Raw genomic sequence first — 26,306 nt, forward strand, 5'->3', positions numbered from 1 at the left:
CGTCCGATGAAGAAGCCGCCGAAGAACCTGGGGCTGCTGTTCGACTGGCACGTCGAGCAGTCCCGCACCACCGAGCTGATCCTGGACCGGCCGTTCGACATCGCCCCCGACGGCGGCGCGGACTACGACGCCGCCGCGCTGGCCGAACTGGTGCGGGAGGCGTCGGCCTGGCTGTACGAGGCCGGCGCGCGCAAGGGCGACCGGATCGCCGTCGTCAAGCGCAATCACTTCGACATGATCCTGCTGGCCGCCGCGGCCGCGCGGATCGGCGCCACCGCGGCGACGATCTCCGGGGCCAACTACCCCGAGCACCTGGCGGTGATGCTCAAGCGGCTCGACCCCTCGGTCACCGTGATCGCCTCGTACGTGCTGGAGGCGGCCGACCGCGTCGGGGTGGACCTGCGGTCGTTCGGCACCACCGTCCTGATCGACGGAGCCGACGCGGGAGCCGGTCTGCTCACGATCGACGGGCTGCGGGGCAGCGCCGTCCCGGCCCTCGATCTACGGGCCGACAGCGAGCCGATGATGATCACGCACACCTCGGGCACCACGAACACGCCGAAGCTCGTCGCGCACACCGCGGACTCCTGCCGGGCCGGCACCCGCCTGGAGCTGCTGCCGATGCCGCTCGCCGTCAACGGCCAGAAGGACATCGCGCTCAGCTCCATATCGTTCGCGCACTCGCGCGCCTACGCCTGGGCCATGGCGCAGCTCCGGTGGGCGCCGAAGGCGCTGGTCATCGCCAGCAGCCACGAGGCCGACGACGTCGAGCGGGTGCTCGACCGGGCCCGGCCGACGACGATCGAGGCCACCCCGAACGTCTTCCAGCGCTGGGTGCCGCTGGTACGGCGCAGGCCGGAGCTGTTCGCGCGGGTCCGCTACTACATGAACACCTTCGACCTGATGCACCCCTCCATCGCCCGGCCGTTCGTGAACGCCTCCGAGCGCCGGTTCGTGCTGTGGGGGCACAGTTGGGGCCAGAGCGAGGTCGGCCCGATGGCCGGCTTCGGCTACACCCGCGGTCAGATCAACCGCCGTGCGGCCTCCGGCGGGAACATGAACATGATGGGCAACCCCTGGCCGGGGCTGGTGAGCGTCAAGGCCGCGGACCCCGAGACCGGCGAGCCGGTCAAGCGCGGCGAGGTCGGCGTGCTGTTCGCCAAGGCCAAGTCGATCTGCGTCGACTACGTCGGCGAGTCCGACCGTTACGCGGAGAAGTGGAAGGGCGCCTGGTGGAACACCGGTGACGTCGGCCACCGGGACGCCCTCGGCCGGATCCACTTCGTGGACCGAGCGGTGGACGCCATTCCGGGCGGGAGCGCCACGGAGCTGGAGAGCGAGCTGCTGGACCGGATCGACAACGCCGTCGAGGTGATCGTCCTGACCCGCGGCGACCAGAGTCCCGTCCCCGTCGTCAGCCTCGACGGACCGGACCTCACCGCCGAGGAGTGGGCCGAGGTGACGCGCGGTCTGGCACCGCTCGCGGCCCCGGTGTTCATCCCCTGGGACCGCCTTCCGCGGACGTCCACGTGGAAGGTGCGCCGTAAGGAACTGCGCTCGATGGTGTTCGAGGAAAGCGCCGACGACACCGTATTGGAGGAGCGATTCACGTGACAGCGACGCGCGATCCGTACGGCACCGCCCTGGAGTCGGTGCTGCGGACCGTCCCGTACAACAGCGGGACGGAATACCTGCACTGGTACCACAAGAGCGCGCCCGATCCGCGGCACGGGCTGGCGTGCATCTACCAGACGCTCTACGTGGCGGAGCGCGCGACGGCGCTCGGCGCGCCCGAGGCGAAGATCCTCCAGGATCTCCGGCACATAGCGGCGGTCTTCGAGACCGGCGGCGACGTCGTGGTGCTCGACCCGTACCTCCTGCACCTGACGCCGATCCGGTTCCCCGCGCGGGAGGTCGCGGCCGGGCACTCGTCGGTCGAGGTCGACGCCGCGCCGGTCAGGCTGGACGCCCGGGGCTGGCGGCACCCCGGCCGGCTCGCGGCGGTGTACCGGTCCTCCGACCACGGCTACCGGATCCGGCTGAGCTACTCCAAGTACAGCGTGGAGAAGGACACGTACATCCTGAGCAGGCACTTCACGCTGCGCTCGGAGAACGAGTTCGTGTACGCCGACTTCTCGTCCGACATGCTGGGGCTGCTCACCCACCCCGAGCAGAACAGCGTGTCGATCCGGGCGCTGGTGGCCGGGGCGGAGGTGACCGCCGAGGCGATCATCCCGCTCAAGGGCTTCGCCGACCGCGAGTTCTCGGCCGCCGACATCTGGCTGCGGTCCGGCCAGGGCGTGGCGTCCCGCAACGGCGACGGCGCGCACGCCTCGGCGGTCTGGGCGGACCTGGAGCGCAGTACGGGCCTGGGGCGCGCGGACATCGAGGAGCATCTGGTGTCGGCCGCGCAGGTGTATCAGAAGATCGCCGATCACCGGACGGACCTGCCGGGCTACTCCTTGCAGGACGCATGACGAATCGGGAGCGCATGGAGCTTCGGCGCGTTTTCATCGCCGGCACGATCCAGGGGGCCAACGCCGATCTGCGGATCGACGACCAGGGCTATCGCGAGCAGATCGCGGCTCTGGTGCGGGCGCGTTTCCCCGAGGCGGAGTGCTTCGACCCGAGCACCGGGGTCACCCGTCAGCTCGCCGACCCGACGACGATGTCGGTGATCGGCAAGCTGATCGGCGACGTTCCCCCGGTGCTCGACCTCGGGTCGCTGCCCGCGGAACTGGCCGCGCTGCGGGCCACGTTCAACGAGATGACCCGGGAGGCGGCCGACTGCGACCTGTGCATCGCCTTCCTGCCGGGCCGCACGCTCAGCATGGGCACCGCCATGGAGATGCAGGCCGCGTTCTCGGCCGGTGTGCCGGTCGTGGCGGTGACCTCGCTGGTCGACAACCTCGCGGTGATGTCGGTGTCGTCGTGGGTCGCGCGTGACCTGGACGCGCTCGCGGGACTCCTGGACGGACTGCGGGAGATGAGCGTGCCGCTACCGGAGCGGGGTCATGGTGCGGACCGCGCCCTCGCCGGGGACACCGCTCGCTGAGACACGCGGTGCGCTCCCGCACGCGGGACGCGGCTCACGCCCGGCGCGCCACGCGGTAGCGCAGGTAGAGCACGCTGGAGCTGAACGCGCGGGTCTCGACGAGGTCGAGGTCCACCCGGTGCTCGTCCCGGGGGAAGAACGGGACGCCGCCGCCGACGAGTACCGGGTAGACGCGTGCCCGGTACTCGTCGATCAGGCCCGCGGCGGCGGCCTGGGCGGCGAGCGTCGCGCCGCCGATCGCGATGTCGCCGTCCCCCGGCTCGGCCCGCAGCCGCTCGATCTCCCCCGCCAGGTCGCCGGAGGCCAGCCGGGCGCGACCCTCCACCTCCGACAGCGTGGTGGAGAACACCACCTTGGGCAGCGGCTTCCAGAGCGCGGCCCATTCGAGTTGGGCGGCGTCCATCGGCGGATCGTGGTCGGCGGTCTCCCAGTACAGCATCGTCTCGTACAGCCGCCGCCCCAGCAGATGGACGTCGATCTGCCGGATCTCGTCAATCCAGGAGCGAAAGACGTCCGGGTCCGGCTCCGTCCAGTTGAAGTCGCCGTCCGGCCCGACGATGTAACCGTCGAGTGAGACGTTCATCGAATAGGTCACCTTGCGCATGAGAAGTCCTCCTCCGTGACGAATGCGAAAGTCACGACCCGATATTTCGACATACCCCACGCAATTGCCGAAGAATCTCGCATCGTTGATCGGCTCGTATCCAGGCTGGTATACCTGCACGCATGTCACGCACCGCGCATTCCATGACGCCGCGCGCGCTTTTCCTCGCGCTGGTCAGCTTAGCCTCGACCCTGGCCCTCTCCGCACCCGCGGCGGTCGCGGACGACGTGAAGGCACCGCCCGGATTCGTCGCCCTCGGTTCGGTCGACCGCTCGATCATCCAGGAAATGCGTTACGCCACTGCGCACGACTTCGTCGGAGCGCCGGTGGACGGTTACGTCCAGCCGATGTGCCTCCTCACCCGCCCGGCGGCACTGGCACTCCACAAGGTGCAGCGCGCACTGCTGAAGACCGGGTATTCGCTGAAGGTCTACGACTGCTACCGCCCCCAGCGCGCCGTCGACCACTTCGTCCGCTGGGCGGAGGATCTGAACGACCAGAAGATGAAAGGCGAGTTCTACCCGGACGAGAACAAGGCCGATCTGTTCACCGACGGGTACATCGCGGCGAAGTCCGGCCACAGCCGGGGCAGCACGATGGACCTCACCATCGTCAGACTTCCGGCCGCCAAGACCCGCGCCTACGTCCCCGGCGAGCCGCTGACCCCGTGCTACGGCGCCCGCGCCGACCGCTTCCCCGACAACTCGATCGACATGGGGACCGGCTTCGACTGCTTCGACACCCTCGCGAACACGCTGGACCCGCGGATCACCGGCGTCCAACTGGCCAACCGGCTGACCCTCAAGAACGCGATGGAAGCCGCCGGTTTCACCAACCTGCCGGTCGAGTGGTGGCACTACACCCTCGACCACGAGCCCTACCCGGACACCTACTTCGACTTCCCCGTCGCGCGGTCGTCGCTGAACTGACCCCGGAGCCGGGGCCCGGCCGCCGCCCCTTGTGGGCTCGGCGGCGGGCCGTTCCGGCGGGCGTCGGGCGTCGGGCGTCGGGCGTCAGGCGTCAGGCGTCAGGCGTCAGGCGTCAGGCGAGGGAGCCGGAGGCGCGGCCGGGCGGCGGGCCGCCCGGGTCTCCGCCCTCGGAGGCGGCGGACGCCGCCGTGTCGTCGCTGTCCTGCGGCAGGGCGGCGCGCTTGGGCAGGAACACCAGGGCCAGGACGGCCGCGACGACGACGATGACGCCGCAGGCCAGCAGCACGGTGTGCATCGCGACGACGAACGCGTCGCGAACGGCGTCGAGAACAGCCTGGCTCTTGAGCTTGGCCGCCACGGCGACGCCCGCCGCGGGGCTGCGACCGGCGGCGTCCTGGATCTGCTGGGGCGACTTCCCGAGGTCCAGGTGGCCGCGGTACGTGGAGTTGGCCGCGGAGCCGAGCACGGCCACGCCGATCGCACCGCCGACCTGCCGTACCGCCTGGGTGAACGCCGACCCGACGCCGCTGCGTTCCTTGGACAGCGAGTTGAGGGCCGCCGCCATCGTCCGGGTCAGGGACATGCCGAGTCCGGCGCCGATGATCGTGAGCCAGATGGCGATGAACCCGTAGCCCGAGGTGGTCGAGGTGGCCATGCCGATGAACAGGCCGACGCCCATCAGCACGAAGCCGAGCGCCGGTACGGCGCGCGGACCGAGCTGCGCGGGGAGCTTGTTGACGACGCTGGCGCCGACCAGCAGGCCGCCGATCAGCGGCAGCAGCCGCAGGCCGGTGCCGAGCGCGTCGGTCCCGAGCACCGCCTGGTAGTACTGCGGGAGGGCGAAGATCAGGCCGAACATCGCGAAGCTGACGACGGTGGCGAGGACCGAGCCCCACACGAAGCCGCGGCTGCGGAACAGTTCGAGGTCCACCAGCGGGCTGCCGCCCGCGGCGGTGACCCGGCGCTCCCAGAAGGTGAACAGCACCAGGGCCAGCGCGCCGCCGACGATCGCCAGCACCACCACGGCGTCGCCCCAGCCGCGTACACCGGCCTCGATCGTGCCGTACGTGATGGCGGTCAGGCCGAGGCTGGAGATGAGGACGCCGACGTAGTCGATGCCGATGCCCGCGCTGCCGCGGGACTCGGGGACCAGCTTCGCGACCGCGAAGCTGCCGAGCGCCACGAGCGGCACGTTGACCAGGAAGACCGAGCCCCACCAGAAGTGGTTGAGCAGCGCGCCGCCGACGATCGGGCCGAGCGGCAGGCCGAGCATGGTGGAGATCGCCACGACCGTGATGGCCTTGGTGCGCTCCTCCTCGCTCTCGAAGATGTTGAGCAGCACCGATGTGCTCAGCGGCACGAGGAAGGCGCCCGCCAGGCCCAACAGCGCGCGGGAGGCGATCAGTTCGGTCGCCGTGTTGGAGTAGGCGCAGGCGAGCGAGGCCACGCCGAACAGGATCAGCGAGGCGAGCAGGAATTTCTTGCGGCCGTATTTGTCGCCCATCAGGCCCGCGGGCAGCAGGACCGCGGCCAGGACCAGCGTGAAACTGTCGACGATCCACTGGAGTTGGCTGGTCGAGGCGCCGAGGTCACTGCTGATCGTGGGGACGGCGACGTTGAGGATGGTCGAGTCGACGCCGACGGCCAGCAGGCTTAACCCGATCGCTCCGAGTGCCCACCATTTCCTGGTCTCCGTGCTGCTCATTCCGCCGCTCCTAGGTCTCGGGGAGATCGGCCGGGCCGTCGGTGTTCACCGCGTCCCAGCGCTTCCACATGGGGTCGGCCTCGGAGTCGAGCCAGGCGAACAGCCGGTGGGCCGCCCGCACGCGCCCGGCCCGTTCCGAGTCCTCCGGGAACAGCGCCAGCCCCTCGCCGGTGATGTCCACGAAGGACGTCAGACTCTCCAGCCGTCGTTTGAGCACGCCCGACCACGCGTCCTCGGTGATCTGGTAGTAGGTCGAGCGCTGACCTGCCCGGGTGACGGCCTGCACCATCCGCGCCTCGGTCAGCAGTTTCAGCGTGGTGGTCACGGACGCCCGGCTGGCCTGGACCGCCTGCGCGATCTGCGCGGGGGTCTGGGCCGGCGGCTCGCTGACCATGAGCCAGGCCACCGTCCGCCCCATGATCGGCGGCCACCCGGCCTGGCTCATGAACCAGGACGTGACGCGTTCCATCCACGCCTCGACGTCCGGACCCGGCCTCGACTCCCCGCCCTGGCCGAGGGGTTGGGGTGTCGGGTCAGGACCCGGACCGGTCATGTCTGCCATCGTACGGAACCTTCTCGTTGTTGCTGTACCCGCTACTCGTTTCAGTCATCAATGTAACGTCAAGATACGGCTTCCGCACGGTCGTCGGCGGTCACGGCGCGCCACTCGGCGGCGGTCAGGGTGGGTTCCGCGGGCGCGACCGTGCCGACGACGGCGGCGAGCGCGGCCTGGACGTCCGGTGCGCCGAGCGCGTCGGCCTCGCCCGACAGCGTGTTGACCAGCAGCGCGGCGGAGCAGACGACGGGGTCGAGCAGCGCCGCCTCGCCGATCGTGTCGGCCTGGCGGCGGCGTTCGGCGGCGTAGCGGGTCAGCCGCGGGTCCTCGGACCTGGTCTGCACGTCGGGGTAGCAGACGTCCTGCGACGTGGCGAGGATCCAGGGCGTGTCGACGACCGCGCCGACCGCGCGCTGCACGGCCTGCGCCGCGCCGGGGACCAGGCCGCCGCACTCGGACAGGGTCCGGTCGAGGGCGGCGGCGGCCAGCGCGGCGCTGCTCATGCCGTGTCCGTAGACCGGGTTGAAGGCGGCGACGGCGTCGCCGACGACCGCGAGCCCGTCGGGCCAGCGCACCAGGCGCTCGTAGAAGAGCCGACGGTTGGCCGTCGAGCGGGATGCCTGCACGGGGGTCAACGGCTCGGCGTGGCGCAGCAGTTGCGAGATCAGCGGGTGGCGCAGGGAGTCCAGGTAGCCGCGGAATCCGTCCTCGTCGCCGGGCGGTTCTGCGCCGCGGGTCCCGGAGAGGGTGACCATCCAGCGTCCCCGCTCGATCGGCAGCAGGATGCCGTTGCGGCCCGGCACCCCGGCACGGTGGTCGGCGTAGACGCTGACGAGCGGGAAAGGACCGCGGGCGCCCTCGGGCGCGGCGAAGATCCGGGTGGCGTAGGCCATGCCCGAGTCGATGACGTCCTCCTGGACGGGCGGCAGGCCCAGCACGCCGAGCCAGCGCTTCATCGGGGAGCCGCGGCCGGTGGCGTCCACGACGATGTCCGCCTCGACGACCGACATCCCGCCTCCCGTACGCGGCTTGTAGGTGACGCCGGTGATCCGGTCGGCGTCGCCGCGCAGGCCGATGATGTCGGTGTCGGCGAGCACGGTGATCCGCTTGTCGCGCAGCGCCTGGTCCCGCACGGTCCAGTCGAGCAGCGGCCGGCTGGCCGCGATCATGAACTGCGTCTCGGGCATGCGCTGTTGCCAGCCGTAGGCGGTGAGCGAGACCAGGTCCTCGGGCAGCCGGATCCGGTGGGCGCCGTCGGCGAGCAGCCGGTCGACGGTGCCGGGCAGCAGCGATTCCATGAGCCGTGCGCCGCCGGACCACAGGACGTGCGTGTGCTTGGCCTGCGGGACTCCGCGGCGCGGGTCGGGCCCCTCGGGCAGCCGGTCCCGGTCAAGGACCGTGACGGTGTCGACGTGGCGCAGCAGCGCGACGGCCGCCAGCATTCCGGCCATGCCCGCGCCGAGCACGACGGCGCGGCCTCCGGCGACGGGCCCGGTGGGTCCCGTGGGCCCCGTGGATGTTCCGACCATGGTGTCCTCTCACGTTCCTTTCCTGATGGATGCCCTGGGGTGCGCCTCGGGGCGGGGACCTCGGCCGGGACTCACGCCGGGGCTTCGGCCTCGGCCGGTCGTCGCGCGTACGGGCGGCGGTCGCGGTCCGTAACCGGGCCCGGCGGCGGGTCCTGGGCGGCCCGGCGTCTCCCGGCAGACGGCCGGCTCATGACGCGGGGACCCGGCCGAGGCAGGCGGCGACGGCCGTGGCCACGGCGGGCCACTGCTCGGCCAGGTAGAAGTGGCCGCCGGGGAAGCGCCGGAAGGACGTCCCGCCCGTGGTCTCCCGGCGCCATCCCTCGGCGTCCGCACCGCGCGCCCAGGGGTCGTCCTCGCCGAGGAACACGCTGATCGGGCAGCGCAGCGGCACGCCGGGACGGTAGGCGAAGGCGTCCAGCGCGCGGTAGTCGCCGCGCAGCACCGGCAGGACCATGGCGAGGATGCCCGGGTCCGCGAGCAGCGCGCCCTCGGTGCCGCTCAACGCGGTGAGGTCGGCGACGAGTTCGGCGTCGCTGCGGCGGCCCAGGTGCGCGTTGCGGTGCACGGCGGGCGCTCCCCGCCCGGAGGCGATCAGCGCCACGGGGCGGGTCCTGCCGCCCGCCTCCAGGCGGCGGGCCACCTCCCAGCCGACCAGGGCGCCCATGCTGTGTCCGAAGAGCGCCAGCGGAACGGTGTCGGGCAGGTGCCCGAGCGCGTCGGCGACGGCGTCGGCGAGGCGTCCGATGTCCTCGGTGCAGGGCTCGTTGCGCCGTTCCTGCCGACCGGGGTACTGGGCGGCCAGCACCTCCACGCCGGGCGGCATGTGCGCGCTCAGCGGCTTGAAGAAGGTCGCCGATCCTCCGGCGTGCGGCAGGCAGACGAGCTGCACCGCGCCGGGACCGGGCGCCGCGGGCGTGTAACGGGTGATCCACGGACCGGTCTTCAGGTCCCAGGCGGTCATGGTTTCCTCCTCAGCGCCGCCGGGCCGGTTCGGCGACGGCGGATGGAGCGGTGGGCGTACGGGGGTGGATGCCGGTGGCGGCCAGGTCTCCTGTGGCGCCCGCGCGGGGCCACGGGATGCCGGGTCTGCCGTCGCGCCCGCGCGGGGCCGCCGCGCCGGATCGGGGTCCGGGCGCGGCGTCGGCCGGAGGTCCTTCCGGCCGGCGCCGCGGGCGCGTCAGTCGGGGTCGAGGGCGGACAGCCAGCCGTCCACGGCCGCCGCGGTGGCCGCGGCGTGCTCGGCCTCGATCATCGAGAAGTGGTCGCCCGGCACGTCGACGGTGTCGTGCGGCAGCGCCCAGTCGACCCGCCAGCCCTCGGCCGCACCGCCCTGGTGGCCGCCGATCGGTTCGCTCGCCCGTACCAGCAGCGTGGGCGCGGTGAGGGCGTCGAGGCCGTAGTCGAACCCGGCGTAGCGGGCGCGGGCGGTGAGCCATGCCTCGCCCGCGTCGTCGGCGGAGGTCTCCACGACCTCCCGGCGCTCGCGCAGCGAATTCTGCAAGGTGTCCGTCCAGTCGGCGCCGAGCCCGTGCCCGCCGCCCCAGGTCGGCGTGTCGATGAGTACGAGTCCGGCCGGGGCGTGTCCGTCCGCCGCCAGTCGGGCAGCGGTGACGGCGGCGATGTTGCCGCCGCCGGAGTAGCCGAGGACCGCGAACCGCCGCCCCCCGGCGGCCTGTTGGGCCGCCTGTGCCAGCGCCTCGGTCAACGAGTCGACGGAGAAGGGCAGTTCCTCGCCGGACACGAAGCCGGGCAGGCCCACGACGGTGGTGGCGCGCCGTCCGCCGAGGCCGGCGGCGAACCGCGCGTACTGGTGGAAGTTCTGCCGCCAGATGAAGGTCGGGAAGCAGATCAGCAGCGGCTCGTCCGGGCCGTCGGCGAGCTTCACCGTCCGCAGGGGGCGGGTCAGTTCGGCGGTGGTGGTGAACTGGGCCCGGTAGTCGGCGAACCGGGCGAGCAGGTCGTGCGCCTCCTCGCCCCGGCCGAGTTCCACGGCGCGTTCGAACAGGCCGCTCAGGCCCTCGGCCGAGCGCACGGCGGGCGCGGCCAGCGCGGCGGATCCCGTGGCGGCGTCGCCGAGTTCGCGGTCGAGGTGGGCGGCGAGCGCGTCGACGCTGGCGTGGTCGAAGACCAGGGTGCTGGGCAGCGCGATGCCGGTGACGGCGCTGAGCGTGGTGGACAGTTCGACGGCGGACAGCGAGTCGAAGCCGAGGGTGGACAGTTCGCGGTCCGGGTCGACGTGCTCGCCCGACGGGTGACCGAGCACTCGGGCGACCTGGAGGCGTACCACGCCCAGCAGTTCGGCCGGCCGCTCGTCGGGGCCGAGCCCGGCGAGCCGTTCCCGGAAGGTGCCGGACTCCTGCGGCGCCGCCGGTTCCGCGGCGGGCGCGGGGCTGACGGAAGGGGCCGGGAAGGTGGCGGTCCGGCGCGTCGCGCCCGTAGCGCCCGTAGCGCCGAGCCAGTAACCGGCGCCTTGGAACGCGTAGGTGGGCAGGTCGACGACGCGGGCGCCGGTGCCCGCGAACACCGCCTCCCAGTCGGGCCGGACGCCGCGGGTCTGCACCGCGGCGACCGCGGCGAGCAGCGTGCGGGCCTCCGGCCGGTCGCGGCGCAGCGCCGGGACGACGACGGCGCCCGCGGCGGCCTCCCCCAGGCTGTCGCGCGCCATGGAGCTGAGCGCGGAGTCGGGGCCCAGCTCGACGTAGGTGGTCACACCGGCGGCCGCCATCGTCCGCATGCCGTCGAGGAACCGGACGGCCGAACGGATGTGGCGGGCCCAGTAGTCGGGTGAGGTCAGCTCGCCGGGCCCGGCGATCGTGCCGGTGACGTTGGAGAGCACGGGGATCTCCGGTTCGGCGAAGGTCATCGTCGCGGCCAGGTCCCTGAAGGGGTCCAGGATCGGGTCCATCCGCGTGGAGTGGGAGGCGATGCTGATCGCCAGCCGCCGGGTCTTGCGGCCCCGCTCGGCCCAGTGCGCGACGAGTTCGTCCACCGCGGCCTCGTCCCCGGAGACGACCACGGCCCGGGGGCCGTTGACCGCGCCGAGCGACACCTCGTGGTCGCGTCCGGCGAGCATCGGCGCCAGTTCGGCCTCGGACGCCTGGATCGCGGCCATCGCGCCGCCGGGCGGCAGGTCGCCCATCAACCGCCCGCGCGCGGCGACCAGTTCGGCCGCCTCGGGCAGCGACAGCACCCCGGCCAGGTGCGCGGCGGACAGCTCGCCGACCGAGTGGCCGATGAGGTGGCCGGGCCGCACGCCCCACGATTCCAGCAGCCGGTACAGCGCGACCTGGACGGCGAAGGTCACCGGCTGGGTGTACCGGGTCTCGTCCAGCAGGGCCGCGTCCGTCGATCCGGGCGCCGCGAACGCCAGCTGGCGCAAGGGCCGTTCGAGGTGCGGGTCCAGCGCCGCGCAGGCGGCGTCGAAGGCCGCCGCGTACGCCGGGAAGGTGGCGTACAGCTCCTGTCCCGCGCCCGCGCGCTGTGCGCCCTGGCCGGTGAAGAGGAAGGCCGGGCGACCGCTCGCGGACGGCGGCCCGACGGCCGCGTCCGGGTCGGGCACGCCGTCGGCGAGCGCCCGCAGTCCGCGCAGCGCCTCCTCGCGGTCGGCGGCCAGGACCGTGCCGCGGGCGGTGAGTTCCGCGCGGGTGGTGGCGAGGGAGTAGCCGACGTCGGCCACCGCGAGCTCGGGCCGGTCGGCGAGGTGGTCCGCGAGCCGGGCGGCCTGGGCGCGCAGCGCGCGGCTGCCGTCGCCCGAGACGGGCAGCAGGACGGGCACGGCGGGGGAGGCCGCGGCGTCGGCATCGGCATCGGCGGCCCCTGCTCCGACGGTCCCTTCACCGGCCGCCGCAGGAGCGCGTACGCCGGTCGGCGGGGCCGGATCCGCGAGTTCCGCGGGGGCCTGTTCGAAGATCGCGTGCACATTGGTGCCGCTGATGCCGAAGCCGGACACGGCGCCGCGGCGCGGTCGCGGCTGGTGCCCCGACTCGTCGGCGGGCTTGGCCTCGGGCCACGCGATGGTCTCGGTGAGCAGCCGCACCGCACCGGAGTCCCAGTCGACGGCGGGCGTCGGGGCGTCGATGTGCAGGGACTTCGGCATCGCGCCGTTGCTGATCGCCAGCACCATCTTGAGCACCCCGGCGATGCCCGCGGCGGCCCCGGTGTGCCCGAAGTTGGACTTGATGGAACCGAGCCGCAGCGGCTGGTCGGCGGGCCGCTCCTGACCGTACGTGGCCAGCAGCGCGCTGGCCTCGATGGGGTCGCCGAGCGTCGTGCCGGAGCCGTGCGCCTCCACGATGTCGACCTCGTGCGCGGACAGCCCGGCGTTGCGCAGCGCGGCGCGGATCACCTTGGCCTGCGCGCGGCTGCTGGGCGCGGCCAGGCCGTTGCTGGCACCGTCCTGGTTGATCGCGGAGCCGCGGATCACCGCGTGCACCCGGTGGCCGTTGCGGCGCGCGTCCGACAGGCGTTCCACGACGATCGCGCCGGCGCCCTCGGCCCAGGCGAATCCGTCGGCGGCGGCGGCGAACGCCTTGATGCGGCCGTCGGCGGCGAGTCCGCGCTGGTGGGTGAACTCGATGAAGAGGGTGGGGGTGGGCATCACGCTCGCGCCGCCGACCAGGGCCATGGCGCAGTCGCCCGAGCGCAGCGCCTGCGACGCCTGGTGCAGCGCGACCAGCGACGAGGAGCAGGCGGTGTCGATGGAGACCGCGGGCCCCTCCAGGCCCATGACGTACGCGATCCGGCCGGACGCCACGCTGCTGGCGTTGCCGGTGAGCTGGTAGCCCATGATCTGCGGCGGCAGCTCCTCGGCGTCGGTGCCGTAGCCCGCGTAGGAGACGCCGAGGAAGACGCCGGTCGCACTGCCCTTCAGGGAGTGCGGGTCGATCCTGGCGTTCTCGACCGCCGCCCAGGACACCTCCAGGGCGAGCCGCTGCTGCGGGTCCATGGCCAGCGCCTCGCGCGGCGAGATGCCGAAGAACTCGGCGTCGAAGCGCGGCAGGTCGGTGAGGAAGCCGCCCTGGCGGGCGATCGAGGCGCCGGGGGTGTCGCCGTCGCCGAGCAGCATGCCCAGGTCCCACCCGCGGTCGTCCGGGATGTCGGTCATCATGTCCCGGCCGGACTCCAGCGCCTCCCACAGCTTCTCCGGGGTGTCCGCGCCGCCGGGGAAGCGACAGGCCATCCCGACGACGGCCAGGGGCTCGGTGGCCGCCGACAGCAGCCGCTGGTTCTCCTCGCGCAGCCGTTCCGTCTCGGTGAGGGCCGCGCGCAGCGCCTCGACGATGCGTCCGGTCTCCATGGCCATCAGTGACTCCGTTTCTGCTGGGACTTCCGTGGGGCCCGGCGCCGCTCGCGCCGCGTGTCGTGATCTCCGGTGGGCCGGGGCCCCGGGCTCGGCTCTCGCGTCGGCCGGCTCCGGGCGGCTGCTCGGGCGTTCAGAACCGGTACCGCTCCTGCCACGGCCCCCGGTGGCTCGCGGTCCGGCTCCGTACCGCGGGTCGAGGGGCGAGGCCGGTCCGTGCGGTCCGGTGCCGTACCGACCGCTGCTGTACGAACCGCTGCCGTGCCGACCGCTGCCGTACGTACCGGGCGCACGCCGTCACCGCTCGCCCAGCGCGGCGCGCACCAGGTCGTCGACGTCCATGTCGGCGATGGCCTCGCGCCGCTCCTCCCGCGCCTCGGGTTCCTCGGGCGCGTCGGGTGTGTCGGCCAGCCGCAGCAGCGTGTCCAGGACGCCGGCGGCGCGGAGCCGGGCGAACGGGACGGTGGCCAGCAGTCCGCGGATCCTGGCCTCCTCGGAGTCGGCCGAAGGGGGTCCCGCGACATCGGCGGAGCCCTCCACCAGCTCTTCGTGGAGCCGGGCGGCGAGCGCGGACGGGGACGGGCAGTCGAAGACCAGGGTGCTGGGGAGTGTCAGGCCGGTCGCGGCGTTGAGCCGGTTGCGCAGCTCCACCGCGGTGAGCGAGTCGACGCCCAGGTCCTTGAAGGCCCGCGACGGGCCGACCGGGTCGGTGCCGCTGAGCCCGAGCACCGCGGAGGCGTGCGAGCGGACCAGATCGAGCAGGTGCTCGCGCTGCTCGGCCGCGGGCCGTCCGGCCAGTTTCGCGGCGAGCGAGCGCGCCTCCACCGGGGCGGTGGAGCGGGCGGCGGCCCGGCGGCCCGCGGGCCTGCCGCCCGCGACCAGTGCGCGCAGCATGCCGGGCACCGGCGCCTGCCCGGCCTGGTCGCGCAGCGTCGGCAGGTGCAGCCGGGTCGGGACGGCCAGGGCCGTGCCCGTACCGCGCGCCGCGTCGAGCAGAGCCATGCCGCGCCGGGCGTCGATCGGCAGCACACCGGAGCCGGTCATCCGGGCGACCTGCTGCTCGTCAAGCCGTCCGGTCAGCTCGCTGACCTCCGACCAGTAACCCCAGGCCAGGGAGAGCGCGGGCTGACCGTGGGCGCGGCGATGGTGCGCGTACGCGTCCAGGAACGCGTTCGCGGCGGCGTAGTTGGCCTGTCCGGGGTTGCCGAGCACACCGGCGCCCGCCGAGTACAGCACGACCTCGGCCAGGTCCGACTCCCTTGTCAGGTCGGCGAGGTTGACGACCGCGTCCACCTTGGGCCGCAGCACCCGGTCGACCTGTTCGGAGGTCAGCGAGCCGACCATCCCGTCGTCCAGGACACCGGCGGTGTGCACGACGGCGGTCAGCGGGCGGTCGGCCGGGACGGCGTTGAGTACGGCGGCGAGCGCGTCGCGGTCCGCCGCGTCGCACGCGGTGACGGTGACGCTCTCGGCGCCCGACTCCAGGAGTTCCGCGCGCAGTTGTACGGCGCCGGGGGCGTCGGGACCGCGTCGGCTGGTCAGCAGCAGGTGCCGTACGCCCCATGCGGTGACCAGGTGCCGGGCGGCGATCGAGCCGAGAGTGCCGGTGCCTCCGGTGACCAGCACCGTGCCGTCCGGGTCGAGCGGCTTGGGCACGGTCAGCACCAGCTTGCCGGTGTGCTTGGCCTGGCTCATCAGCCGGAACGCCTCGGGCGCGCGGCGCACGTCCCAGGTGCGGACGGGCAGCGGGCGCAGGATACGGCGTTCGAAGAGCGCGACGAGCTTGCCGAGGATCTCCGCGATCCGGTCGGCGCCCGCGTCGATCAGGTCGTAGCGGCGGTACGCCACCCCGGGGTGGTCGGCGGCGACCGTGTCCGCGTCGCGCGGATCGGTCTTGCCCAGTTCCAGGAATGTGCCGCCCTCGGGCAGCAGCCGCAGTGAGGCGTCGATGAACTCCTGCGCCAGCGAGTTGAGTACGACGTCCATGCCGTGCCCGTGGGTGGCCGCGAGGAACTTCTCCTCGAACTCCAGGGTGCGGCTGGAGGCGATCCGGGACTCCTCGAAGCCCATCCGGTGGAGCGTGTCCCACTTGCCCTCGCTGGCCGTGGCGAAGACCTCCGCGCCCCAGTAGCGGGCGAGTTGGGCTGCGGCCATGCCGACGCCGCCGGTCGCGGCGTGCACCAGCAGCCGCTGTCCCTCGGCGAGGCCCGCGAGGTCCGCGAGCCCGAACCAGGCGGTCAGGAACACCGCGGGCACGCCCGCCGCCTGCTCGAAGGACAGGCCGCGCGGTATCCGCACCACCAGCCGCTGGTCGGTGACCGAGTACGGTCCGAACGGGTCGTGCAGCAGGCCCATCACCCGGTCTCCGACGGCCAGCTCGGTGACGCCGGGCCCGACCTCGGTGATCAGGCCCGCGCCCTCGCTGCCGAGCCGGGCCTGGCCCGGCACCATGCCGAGGCTCACCAGCACGTCACGGAAGTTCACACCGGCCGCGCGGACCGATACGCGTACCTGCCCCTCCTCCAGCGGTGCCAGCGCCTCGGGGTGCGGAATCAGCGCGAGTGCGTCCAGGGTGCCGGGCGCGGTGGTGTCGAGCCGCCAGGCCGCGGCGCCGGCCGGCGGGCGCAGCAGGCGGGTGGTGTCGGCCGGGGCGAGGCGCGGCACGGTGGCCACCCCGACGCGCAGCGCGATCTGCTGCTCGTCGGCGGCGATCGCGCTGTTGAGGGCGGCGCCGACGCGCAGCCGGGACTCGTCGCGGCCGTCGAGGTCGAGCAGCAGGAACCGGCCCGGGTTCTCGGCCTGCGCCGACCGCAGCAGCCCCCAGAGCGCGGCGTGCGCCAGGTCCTCGACGTCCTCGTCCTCGGCCGCGGCGACCGCCCGCCGGGTCACCAGCGCCAGGCGGGTGCCCCGCAGCCGGTCGTCGGCCAGCCACTCCTGGAGCAGGGCGAGCGCGTCGGTGACGACGTCACGGGTGGTGGCCGCGAGGTCGCCGCCGGGCTTCGGCGTACCGAACGACAGCAGGGCCAGGCCGGGCGCGGGCGCGCCCTCGGCGATCGCGGCGGCCAATTCGACTGGACCGGTGCGGACTTCGGCCACGGCGTCCACCGCGCGCAGCGCGGGCAGCAGACCGTGGACGTCGTCGCCGAGTACGGCCCAGCCCGCGCCGGTCGGCGCGCCCGCGTCCAACGGGAGCCGCTGCCAGTCGAGTTGGAACAGCGCGTCCTTGATGTCCGCGTCGGCTTCCGGACCCGCCGCGTCCAACTGAGCCGCGCTGACCGGCCGCATCACCAGCGAGCCGACGGACAGCACCGGGGCGCCGTCCGCGTCGGCGAGCATCAGCCGCAGGCTGTCCTGCCCCTCGGCCGCCGTGACCCGCACCCGCACGGCCCCGGCACCGACCGCGTGCAGCGTCACGTCACGCCAGGCGAACGGCAGATAGGTACCCGAGGAATCGAGGAAGTCGCCGAAGCCGGTGGCGTGCAGCGCCGCGTCCAGCAGTGCCGGGTGGACGCCGAACCTGCCCGCGTCCTGGTGGAGTTCGACCGGCAGCGCGGCCTCGGCGTAGACGGCGTCGCCGAGCCGCCAAGCGGACCGCAGCCCCTGGAAGGCCGGGCCGAAGGCGTAGACGGACTCCTGCGCCCGTTCGTACATCCCCTCGGTGTCGGCGGCCACGGCGCCCGGCGGCGGCCACGCGGTCCCGCCCAGCGCGGCGTCGGCACCGCCGTCCGCCGCGTCGGCGGCGGGCGCGAGCGTGGCGGTGGCGTGCCGCGTCCACTCCGCGGGGGTCTCACCGCCCTCGGGCCGGGCGTGCACCTCCAACTCGCGGCGGCCCCGCGCGTCGGGCGCGGCGACGGACAACTGCACCTGGACGTTGCCCCGTTCGGGCAGCACCAGCGGGCTGCCGAGGGTCAGTTCCGCCACCGTGCCGCAGCCCGCGAGGTCGGCGGCGTGCAGCGCCAGCTCCACGAAGGCGGTACCGGGCAGCAGCAGCCGGCCGCCCACCCGGTGGTCGGCCAGCCAGGGGTGGGTGGCGGTCGACAGCCGCCCGGTCAGCAGCAGCCGGTCCGCGCCCGCGACCGGCAACGCGGCGCCCAGCAAGGGGTGTCCGGCGGCTTCGAGCCCGAGGTCGGAGGCGTCGCCGGAGTTCTTGTAGCCCTCGGCGAGCCAGTAGTGCTGGTGCTGGAAGGCGTAGGTGGGCAGGTCCACCCGCTGGGCGGTGGTTGCGGCGAAGACGGACCGCCAGTCGACGGGGAGACCCCGTACCCAGCCTTCGGCGAGCGAGGTCAGGAAGCGCTCCTGGCCGCCCTCTTCGCGGCGGAGGGTGCCCAGGGCGACGGCGTCCGATGCCGCGTCCTCGAAGGTCTCGGCGAGACCGACTGCGAGAACCGGGTGCGGGCTGGACTCGACGAAGTAGCCGAAGCCGTCGGAGAGCAGGGCCCGGACGGTCTCGTCGAAACGGACCTCTTGGCGGAGGTTGGTCACCCAGTAGTCGGCGTCCAGCGCGGTCGTGTCGAGCTTGCCGCCGGTGACCGTGGAGTAGAACGGGATCTGAGACGACCGGGGCTCGATGCCGTCCAGTGCCTCAACTACCTCCCCGCGTATGGCATCGACCTGTGCCGAATGCGAGGCGTAGTCGACATCGATACGACGCGCCCGTACGCCCTCGGCCTCGCATCCGGCGAGGAGGTCGTCCAGCGTCTCCGGCTCACCGGAGACGACCGTGGACGACGGGCCGTTCACTGAGGCGACGGATATCCGCCCCTCGAAGCGCGCGATCTGCTCCCGCACCGCTTCCGCAGGGAGGGCGACGGAGACCATTCCGCCGTTGCCGGACAAGGTTCCGCGAATGGCCTTCGCCCGCAGCGCCACGACCTTCGCGGCGTCCTCCACCGACAACGCGCCAGCGACGCACGCGGCGGCGATCTCCCCCTGGCTGTGACCGATCACCGCACCCGGCTCGACACCGGCAGCACGCCACACCTCGGCGAGCGACACCATCACCGCCCACAACGCGCCCTGAACGACCACCACGTCATCCAGGACGCCCTCGCGAATCGCCTCCACCACAGACGAACCCACGTAAGGACGCAGCGCCGCGTCACACTCCGCCAACCGCGCCGCGAACACCGGAGACGAAGCAAGCAACTCCATCGCCATCCCCGCCCACTGCGACCCCTGACCAGGAAAGACGAAAACCACCCGGCCGGAGCCCGGACGCACCACACCGGACACCACGCCCGAGGCCGCGACACCCTCCGCGACAGACCCCAGCAGGCCCCGCGCCTGGTGCGCCTCCGTGGCGAGCGCCACGCCGCGGTGTTCCAGGGCGGCCCGTGACGTGGCGAGCGACAGCCCGACGTCGGCCGGGCGGGAGCTGTCGCCGACGTGGTGCGCGAGCCGTTCGGCCTGTTCGCGCAGCGCGTCCGCCGACCGCCCGGACACGAGCCACGGGACGACCCTCAGCGGCCCCAACGGGCTCCTGTCCGGGCTGACTTCGGGTTCCGCGAGGGCCTGCGCACCGTCGTGCTCCGGCTCCTCCAGGATCACGTGCGCGTTCGTCCCGCTGATCCCGAAGGAGGACACGGCGGCCCGGCGCGGCCGGTCGGCGCGCTTCCATTCGAGCGGCTCGGTGAGAAGTTCGACTCCGCCGCCGGACCAGTCGATGAAGGGGGACGGCTCGTCGACGTGGAGGGTGCGCGGCAGCAGTCCGTTGCGCATCGCCTGGACCATCTTGATGACGCCCGCCACGCCCGCCGCGTGGGCGGTGTGGCCGATGTTGGACTTGATGGAGCCGAGCTTGAGGGCGTCGCTGTCGGCGCGGTTCCGCCCGTAGGTCGCGAGCAGGGCCTGGGCCTCGATGGGGTCGCCGAGCCGGGTGCCCGTGCCGTGGGCCTCGACCGCGTCCACCTGGTCGGCGGACAGGCGTGCGTCGGCGAGGGCGTCGCGGATGACGCGCTCCTGGGACGGGCCGTTGGGGGCGGTGAGCCCGTTGCTGGCGCCGTCCTGGTTGAGGGCGGAGCCGCGGAGCACGGCGAGCACGTGGTGGCCCTGGCGCCGCGCGTCCGACAGCCGCTCCAGCAGCAGCACCCCCGCGCCCTCGGACGGGCCGAAGCCGTCGGCCGCCCCGGCGAAGGACTTGCAGCGGCCGTCGGGCGCGAGGGCGCGCTGCCTGCTGAACGCGATGAAGCCCTGCGGTGTCGGCATCACCGCGACACCGCCGGCGAGGGCGAAGGAGCACTCTCCCGACCGCAGCGCCTGCACCGCCAGGTGCATCGCGACCAGTGACGACGAGCACGCGGTGTCGACGGTGAGCGCGGGGCCCTCCAGGCCGAGGCTGTAGGAGACGCGGCCGGAGACGACGCTGGCGAAGGAGCCGACCCCGATGTAGCCCTCGAGGCCCTCGGGCACCTTGTGGTTGCCGGTGACGTAGTCCACGGTGGCGGCGCCGACGAACACCCCGCCGCGGCTGCCCTTGACGGACAGCGGGTCGATGCCCGCCCGCTCCAGCACCTCCCAGGAGATCTCCAGCATGAGCCGCTGCTGCGGGTCCATGATCAGGGCCTCGCGGGCGTTGACGCTGAAGAAGTCGGCGTCGAACTGGTCCGCGTCGTGCAGGAATCCGCCCTCGCGCACGTAGTTCTTGCCCTCGGCGTCGGGGTCGGCGTCGTAGAGGCTGTCCAGGTCCCAGCCGCGGTTGACGGGGAACGGGGTGATGGCGTCGCCGTCCTCGGCGACCAACTGCCACAGGTCGTCGGGGGTTTCGACGCCGCCCGGGTAGCGGCAGGCCATCGCCACGATCGCGATGGGCTGCGGGTCCTCCAGCTCGCGGACCCGGCGCCGCGCCTTGCGCAGGTCGGCGGTGGCGCGCTTGAGGTACTCGCGGAGCTTGTCCTCGCCGACCTGGCCGGCGCCGGCGCTGCTGACCGTGGTGTCCATCAGGAGTCACACCTATTCGTGTTCGGGTTCGGTGAGGTCACAGCCGTACGGTGGGCGCCGTCACGGGGTGTCGAGTTCGTCGTCGAGCATGGCGAGCAGCTCGGAATCGGTGGCCGCTTCGAGATCGAGGTCGTCGGCGGCCTTGCCGGCGGACCGGGCGGCGCCGGGGTCCTGCGCGTCCTGCAATTTGGAGGCCAGGGCGTGCAGCCGCGCGGTGACCTTCCGCCGCAGCTCGTCGTCGGCGGCCGGCAGGTCCAGCAGCACCGATTCCAGGCGGTCCAGTTCGGCGAGGGCCGGGACGGTCTCGGCGGCTTCGCCCGGGGCGAGTTGGCCGCGGATGAAGCGGGCCGCGGCGGTCATGGTCGGGTGGTCGAAGGCGATGCTGGCGGGCAACTGGACACCGATGGACGCCTGGAGCCGGTTGCGCAGCTCCAGCGCGGTCAGGGAGTCGAAGCCCAGCTCCTTGAAGGCCCGGTCGGTCTCGATGGCCTCGGGCGAGCCGTGGCCGAGCACCGAGGCGACGTGGCCGCGGATCAACTCCTCCAGCCTGTGCAGTTGTTCGGCCTGCGACAGCCCGGCGAGCCGGGCCGACCAGTCGGCCGCCGCGGTCTCCGCGCGCGGTGCCTCCACCTTGCGCCTGGCCGGTGCGGCGGCCTGGACGAGGCCGCGCAGGAGGTCGGGGAGCGTGCCGGACGCGGCCCGTACGCGCAGCGCGTCGGTGTCGAGCCGGATGGGGACGAGCAGGCTCTCGCCATCGGTGACGGCCGCGTCGAACAGGTCGGTGCCCTGGCGCGCGGACAGCGGCAGGACCCCGGCCCGCGCGACCTTGGCCGCGTCGGCGTCGGCGCCCATCGCGCTGCTCTGCGCCCACAGGCCCCAGGCGAGTGACTGACCCGGCAGTCCGAGGTCGCGGCGCTGCCGGGCGAGGGCGTCGACGAAGGCGTTCGCGGCGGCGTAGTTGGCCTGGGCGATGCTGCCGAGGACGCCGGAGGCGGAGGAGAACAGCACGAACGCGGACAGGTCGGCGTCGCGCGTCAGATCGTGCAGATGGAGGGCGGCGGCGGCCTTGGGCGCGAAGACCCGGTCGATGTCCTGCGCGGTGAGCCGTTCCAGCGAGGCGTCGGACAGTACGCCCGCGCAGTGCAGGACGGCGGTCAGCGGGTGTTCCTCGGGGACGGTCGCGAGAAGGGCGGCGAGCGCGTCGCGGTCCGCGGCGTCGCACGCGGCGACGGTGACGGTCGCTGCACCCGACCCGGTCAACTCATCCCGCAACTCGGCCGCGCCGGGGGCCTCTTCGCCGCGGCGGCCGACCAGCAGCAGATGACGTACGCCGTGCCGCTGGACCAGGTGACGGGCAATCAGGCTGCCGAGCGCGCCGGTGCCGCCGGTGATCAGGACGGTGCCGTCGGGCCGCCACGGGGTGCCGCCTGCCGCCGACGACGTGGCACGGGCGAGCCGGGGCACCATGACCGTGCCCGCGCGCAGAGCGAGTTGGGGTTCACCGGAGCCGACAGCGGCGGGTACGGAGGTGGGGAAGAGCGCCAGCGAGCCCGGGTCGTCGTCCACGTCGACCAGGACGAACCGGCCGGGGTGGGCGGCCTGCGCCGAACGGATCAGACCCCACAGCGCGGCGCCGACGAGGTCGTCGATCCGGTCCTCGGCGCGGGCGGCGACCGCGTGCCGGGTGAAGACGACCAGCCGGGACGGTGCCAGCCGGTCCTCGGCGAGCCAGCTCTGGACCGTGGCGAGGAGGTCGACGGTGGCGGCACGGGCGGCCGAGGCGTCGTCCCGCTCGTCCGGACCGAACCCGTTGCTGACGGCGACGAGTTCGGGCGCGGGAAGCCCCGCGTCGAGAGCTTCGGTGAGCGCGCCGAGATCGTCGTACGCCTGCGGGTACGCCCCGGATTCCTCCAGGGCTTCGGTGAGCCGGTCGTCGACCGGGCCGAGCAGCAGCCAGTCGGCGCTCTGGCCGGAGACGGGAACCGGCGCCCACTCCACGCGGTGGAGGCTGTCCGGCCGGCCGGCGGCCGAGTGGTTCACCTCGTCGGCGGTCACCGGCTGCGGCAGCCCGGCGTCCAGGACGGCGACCGGGCCGCCGTCGGGATCGGTGAACGTCGCGGTGAACTCGTCGGGCTGGCCGGTCGGACGCAGGTGGGCGCGGAGCGCGGTCGCCCCGGCGGCGCGCAGCGAGAAGCCGGACCACCGCGTCCACTGGGCGTTCTGGTTCCGGTTGACCAGGGCGGGTTGCAGTGCCGCGTCCAGCAGAGCCGGGTGAAGGCAGAACCGGGCCGCGTCGCGGGCGTGTTCCTCGGGCAGCCGGATCTCGGCGTAGTACTCGCGGCCGACTCGCCACAGCTTGCGCAGGCCCTCGAACGCCGGGCCGTACACCTGGCCCAGGTCGGCCATCCGGCGGTGGAAATAGGCGAGGCTGACGGGCTGCGCGCCGCTGGGCGGCCAGACGGAGCCTTCCGGTTCGTCGGCCGGGCCGGACGCGTCCGGTTCCTCGGGTACGAGGACGCCGGTGGCGTGCCTGACCCACGGCGCGTCCGGCTCGGCGTCCTCGGCGCGGGCGTGCACGGCCAGCGGGCGGCCACCGTCCTCGTCGGGCGCGCCGACGGACACCTGGACGTGCACCGCGGCCTTTCCCCGCAGCGCGAGCGGCACGGCCAGCTCCAGCGTCTCGATCCGGCCGCAGCCCGCCATCTCGCCCGCGTAGAGGGCGAGTTCGGCGAAGACAGCGCCGGGCAGCACGGGACGGTCGTGCAGACTGTGGTCGGCCAGCCACGGGTGGGTGCGCAGCGAGAGGCGGCCCGTCAGCACGATCCGGTCCTCGTCGGCGACGCGGACCGCGGCCGACAGCAGCGGGTGATCGACGGACTCCTGCCCGAGCCCGCTCGGGTCCCCGGCGCGCGCGGCGTCACCCTCCAGCCAGTAGCGCTGGTGCTGGAAGGCGTAGGTCGGCAGGTCCACGGGGTGGGCCGGGGTTCCGGCGAAGACGGACCGCCAGTCGACGGGGAGACCCCGTACCCAGCCTTCGGCGAGCGAGGTCAGGAAGCGCTCCTGGCCGCCCTCTTCGCGGCGGAGGGTGCCCAGGGCGACGGCGTCCGATGCCGCGTCCTCGAAGGTCTCCGCGAGACCGACTGCGAGAACCGGGTGCGGGCTGGACTCGATGAAGTACCCGAAGCCGTCGGAGAGCAGAGCCCGGACGGTCTCGTCGAAACGGACCTCCTGACGGAGGTTGGTCACCCAGTACGCCGCATCGAGCGCGGTCGTGTCGAGCTTGCCGCCGGTCACCGTGGAGTAGAACGGAACCTGCGACGACTGCGGCTCGATGCCTGACAGGGCCTGGACGACCTCGTCACGGATGGCGTCCACCTGTGCCGAGTGCGACGCGTAGTCGACATCGATACGACGGGCCCGTACGCCCCCGGCCTCGCATGCGGCGAGAACGTCGTCCAGCGTCTCCGGCTCGCCCGAGACCACCGTGGACGAAGGCCCGTTGACCGAAGCCACACCGATCCGGCCGTCCCAGCGCGCGATCAGCTCACGTACGTCCTGCGCGGGCAACGCGACCGACACCATTCCACCGTTGCCCGACAAGGTCCCGCGAATGGCCTTCGCCCGCAGCGCCACGACCTTCGCCGCGTCCTCCACGGAAAGCGCGCCCGCCACGCACGCGGCGGCAATCTCGCCCTGGCTGTGACCGATGACCGCGCCCGGCTCGACACCCGCAGCACGCCACACCGCAGCCAGCGACACCATCACCGCCCACAACGCCCCCTGAACCACCACCACGTCATCCAGAGCGCCCTCGCGGATCGCCTCCACCACCGACGAACCGACGTGAGGACGCAGGGCCGCGTCACACTCCGCCAACCGCGCCGCGAACACCGGAGACGAAGCAAGCAACTCCATCGCCATCCCCGCCCACTGCGACCCCTGACCGGGAAAGACGAAAACCACCCGGCCGGAGCCCGGACGCACCACACCGGACACCAGTCCCGGCGCCGGGACGCCCTCCGACAGCGAACCGAGCGCGCTGAGCGCCGACTTGGTGTCGGTGGCGACGGTGACGGCGCGGTGCTCGTGCTCGGCGCGGGTGAGGGCGAGCGCCCGGCCGATGGAGGCGAAGTCCGGGGCGTCAGAGTCGCCCGCGTATCCGCTCAGTCGGCGGGCCTGAGCTCGCAGGGCGGCGGCGGACCGGCCCGACACGGGCCACGGGACGGCGTTCAGCGGGCCCAACGGGCCTTCGTCCAGCGCGGATTCGGCCTCGTCCGGCTCGGCGAAGTCGGTGGCGGCTTCCAGGACGACATGCGCGTTGGTGCCGCTGATGCCGAAGGCGGAGACGCCCGCGCGGCGCGGCCGGTCCTCGGCGGTCGGCCACTGCCTGGCCTCGGTCAGCAGCTTGACGGTGCCGCTGGACCAGTCGACCTGGGGGGTCGGCGCGTCCACGTGCAGGGTGCGCGGCAGCAGTCCGTACCGCATGGCCTGGACCATCTTGATCACGCCCGCGACACCCGCGGCGGCCTGCGCGTGCCCGATGTTCGACTTGACCGAACCGAGCCACAGCGGCCGGTCGGCGGGGCGGTCCTTGCCGTAGGTGGCGAGCAGTGCCTGCGCCTCGATCGGGTCGCCGAGCGTCGTACCGGTGCCGTGCGCCTCGACCGCGTCCACCTCGTCGCCGGTCAGCCGGGCGTCGGCGAGCGCGGCCTCGATCACCCGGCGCTGCGAGGGGCCGTTGGGGGCGGTCAGGCCGTTGCTCGCGCCGTCCTGGTTGACCGCGGTGCCGCGGACCACGGCCAGCACGCGGTGGCCGTTGCGCCGGGCGTCCGACAGCCGCTCCAGCAGCACCAGGCCCGCGCCCTCGGAGAAGCTGGTGCCGTCCGCGGCGGCGGCGAACGCCTTGCACCGGGCGTTGGGCGCGAGCATCTGCTGGCGGCTGAACTCGATGAACTCCATCGGGCTCGGCATCACCATCGCGCCCCCGGCCAGGGCGAGTTCGGACTCGCCGTCGCGCAGCGACCGCACGGCCAGGTGCAGGGCGACCAGCGACGACGAGCACGCGGTGTCCACCGTCAGCGCCGGGCCCTCCAGGCCGAAGGCGTAGGACACACGGCCGGAGACCACGCTGTTGGCCGACCCGGTCATCGTGTAGCCCTCAAGGCCCTCGGGTATCCGCGCGACATCGGCGCCGTACCCGGTGTAGGACGCGCCGACGAACACGCCGGTACGGCTGCCGCGCAGGTCGGCGGGCGCGATACCGGCCCGCTCGAACGCCTCGTACGCGGACTCCAGGACCAGCCGCTGCTGCGGGTCCATGGCCAGCGCCTCGCGCGGCGAGATGCCGAACAGTTCGGCGTCGAAGTCGGCCGCGCCGTCCACGAAGCCGCCCTCGCAGGCGAGTTCGACGCCCTCGGGGTCGAACAGCCTCAGGTCGTCGGTCTCCCAGCCGCGGTCACCGGGGAAGCCGGTCATCGCGTCCCCCTCCCCCGCGACGAGGTCCCACAGGTCCTCGGGGGAGGTGACACCGCCGGGATAGCGGCAGGCCATGCCGATGACCGCGACGGGTTCGTGGCTCTGCGCCTCGACCGTCCGGAGCCGCCGCTGCGTGCGCCTCAGGTCGGTCATGACCTTGTTGAGGTAGTCGCGGAGCTTCTTCTCGTCGGTGGACGGGGCCTGGTTCGTCATCGCGT

The 26,306-nt window shown here is 73.3% G+C and carries 11 protein-coding genes and 1 pseudogene; 4 read left to right on the forward strand and 8 right to left on the reverse strand.

Annotated features, from left to right (window positions below):
- Positions 1-6 precede the first annotated feature (6 nt).
- From ACZ4EF_RS07105 to ACZ4EF_RS07115, 3 genes are read left to right on the forward strand one after another with little or no spacing between them, the layout of a single operon-like run.
- Positions 7-1,614 carry an AMP-binding protein gene (locus ACZ4EF_RS07105; protein ID WP_391046471.1) on the forward strand — a complete coding sequence of 536 codons (1,608 nt, stop codon included), beginning with the start codon at positions 7-9 and terminating at the stop codon, positions 1,612-1,614.
- On the forward strand, positions 1,611-2,477 hold the full coding sequence (locus tag ACZ4EF_RS07110) for a hypothetical protein (protein WP_467503192.1): 867 nt from the start codon (positions 1,611-1,613) through the stop codon (positions 2,475-2,477). Before ACZ4EF_RS07105 ends, ACZ4EF_RS07110 begins: the two co-directional genes overlap by 4 nt.
- Entirely contained in the window at positions 2,474-3,055 is a 582-nt protein-coding gene (locus ACZ4EF_RS07115) for a hypothetical protein (RefSeq protein WP_355332696.1), read from the forward strand. The genes ACZ4EF_RS07110 and ACZ4EF_RS07115 overlap by 4 nt, the downstream gene beginning before the upstream one ends.
- Before the next feature lie 34 nt (positions 3,056-3,089).
- On the opposite strand, the gene ACZ4EF_RS07120 is transcribed toward ACZ4EF_RS07115, so the two are convergent.
- Positions 3,090-3,659: a dihydrofolate reductase family protein gene (locus tag ACZ4EF_RS07120; RefSeq protein ID WP_391046467.1), complete on the reverse strand. Its 570-nt coding sequence runs from the start codon at positions 3,657-3,659 to the stop codon at positions 3,090-3,092.
- Positions 3,660-3,781: 122 nt separating this feature from the next.
- Between ACZ4EF_RS07120 and ACZ4EF_RS07125 the strand changes: the two genes are divergently transcribed.
- Entirely contained in the window at positions 3,782-4,588 is an 807-nt protein-coding gene (locus tag ACZ4EF_RS07125) for a M15 family metallopeptidase (protein WP_401306966.1), read from the forward strand.
- A gap of 112 nt (positions 4,589-4,700) precedes the next feature.
- On the opposite strand, the gene ACZ4EF_RS07130 is transcribed toward ACZ4EF_RS07125, so the two are convergent.
- From ACZ4EF_RS07130 to ACZ4EF_RS07160, 7 genes and pseudogenes are all read right to left on the reverse strand, one after another.
- Positions 4,701-6,293 carry a DHA2 family efflux MFS transporter permease subunit gene (locus ACZ4EF_RS07130; protein ID WP_467503194.1) on the reverse strand — a complete coding sequence of 531 codons (1,593 nt, stop codon included), beginning with the start codon at positions 6,291-6,293 and terminating at the stop codon, positions 4,701-4,703.
- Between the two features lie 10 nt (positions 6,294-6,303).
- Positions 6,304-6,855, reverse strand: a complete 552-nt coding sequence (locus tag ACZ4EF_RS07135) for a GbsR/MarR family transcriptional regulator (RefSeq protein WP_467503196.1) — start codon at positions 6,853-6,855, stop codon at positions 6,304-6,306.
- A 59-nt stretch (positions 6,856-6,914) separates the two neighbouring features.
- On the reverse strand, positions 6,915-8,378 hold the full coding sequence (locus ACZ4EF_RS07140; RefSeq protein ID WP_467503198.1) for an FAD-dependent oxidoreductase: 1,464 nt from the start codon (positions 8,376-8,378) through the stop codon (positions 6,915-6,917).
- Between the two features lie 187 nt (positions 8,379-8,565).
- On the reverse strand, positions 8,566-9,339 hold the full coding sequence (locus tag ACZ4EF_RS07145; RefSeq protein WP_467503200.1) for a thioesterase II family protein: 774 nt from the start codon (positions 9,337-9,339) through the stop codon (positions 8,566-8,568).
- Positions 9,340-9,555: 216 nt separating this feature from the next.
- Positions 9,556-13,668 (reverse strand): annotated as a pseudogene (locus ACZ4EF_RS07150) (type I polyketide synthase); the annotation flags it as partial.
- A 306-nt stretch (positions 13,669-13,974) separates the two neighbouring features.
- Complete coding sequence (locus ACZ4EF_RS07155) at positions 13,975-20,613, reverse strand: SDR family NAD(P)-dependent oxidoreductase (RefSeq protein ID WP_467503202.1); 6,639 nt, start codon at positions 20,611-20,613, stop codon at positions 13,975-13,977.
- A gap of 60 nt (positions 20,614-20,673) precedes the next feature.
- On the reverse strand, positions 20,674-26,301 hold the full coding sequence (locus ACZ4EF_RS07160; RefSeq protein ID WP_467503204.1) for a type I polyketide synthase: 5,628 nt from the start codon (positions 26,299-26,301) through the stop codon (positions 20,674-20,676).
- Positions 26,302-26,306 lie beyond the last annotated feature (5 nt).

The sequence above is a fragment of the Streptomyces sp. NPDC025721 genome (genome assembly GCF_055558595.1).

Bases quoted from the DNA above. Each gene is read 5' to 3' on its own strand.
- ACZ4EF_RS07140 (WP_467503198.1), bottom strand. From the start codon at position 8,378: ATGGTCGGAACATCCACGGGGCCCACGGGACCCACCGGGCCCGTCGCC.
- ACZ4EF_RS07160 (WP_467503204.1), bottom strand. From the start codon at position 26,301: ATGACGAACCAGGCCCCGTCCACCGACGAGAAGAAGCTCCGCGACTAC.
- ACZ4EF_RS07120 (WP_391046467.1), bottom strand. From the start codon at position 3,659: ATGCGCAAGGTGACCTATTCGATGAACGTCTCACTCGACGGTTACATC.
- ACZ4EF_RS07125 (WP_401306966.1), top strand. From the start codon at position 3,782: ATGTCACGCACCGCGCATTCCATGACGCCGCGCGCGCTTTTCCTCGCG.
- ACZ4EF_RS07135 (WP_467503196.1), bottom strand. From the start codon at position 6,855: ATGGCAGACATGACCGGTCCGGGTCCTGACCCGACACCCCAACCCCTC.
- ACZ4EF_RS07115 (WP_355332696.1), top strand. From the start codon at position 2,474: ATGACGAATCGGGAGCGCATGGAGCTTCGGCGCGTTTTCATCGCCGGC.
- ACZ4EF_RS07155 (WP_467503202.1), bottom strand. From the start codon at position 20,613: ATGGACACCACGGTCAGCAGCGCCGGCGCCGGCCAGGTCGGCGAGGAC.
- ACZ4EF_RS07130 (WP_467503194.1), bottom strand. From the start codon at position 6,293: ATGAGCAGCACGGAGACCAGGAAATGGTGGGCACTCGGAGCGATCGGG.
- ACZ4EF_RS07105 (WP_391046471.1), top strand. From the start codon at position 7: ATGAAGAAGCCGCCGAAGAACCTGGGGCTGCTGTTCGACTGGCACGTC.
- ACZ4EF_RS07145 (WP_467503200.1), bottom strand. From the start codon at position 9,339: ATGACCGCCTGGGACCTGAAGACCGGTCCGTGGATCACCCGTTACACG.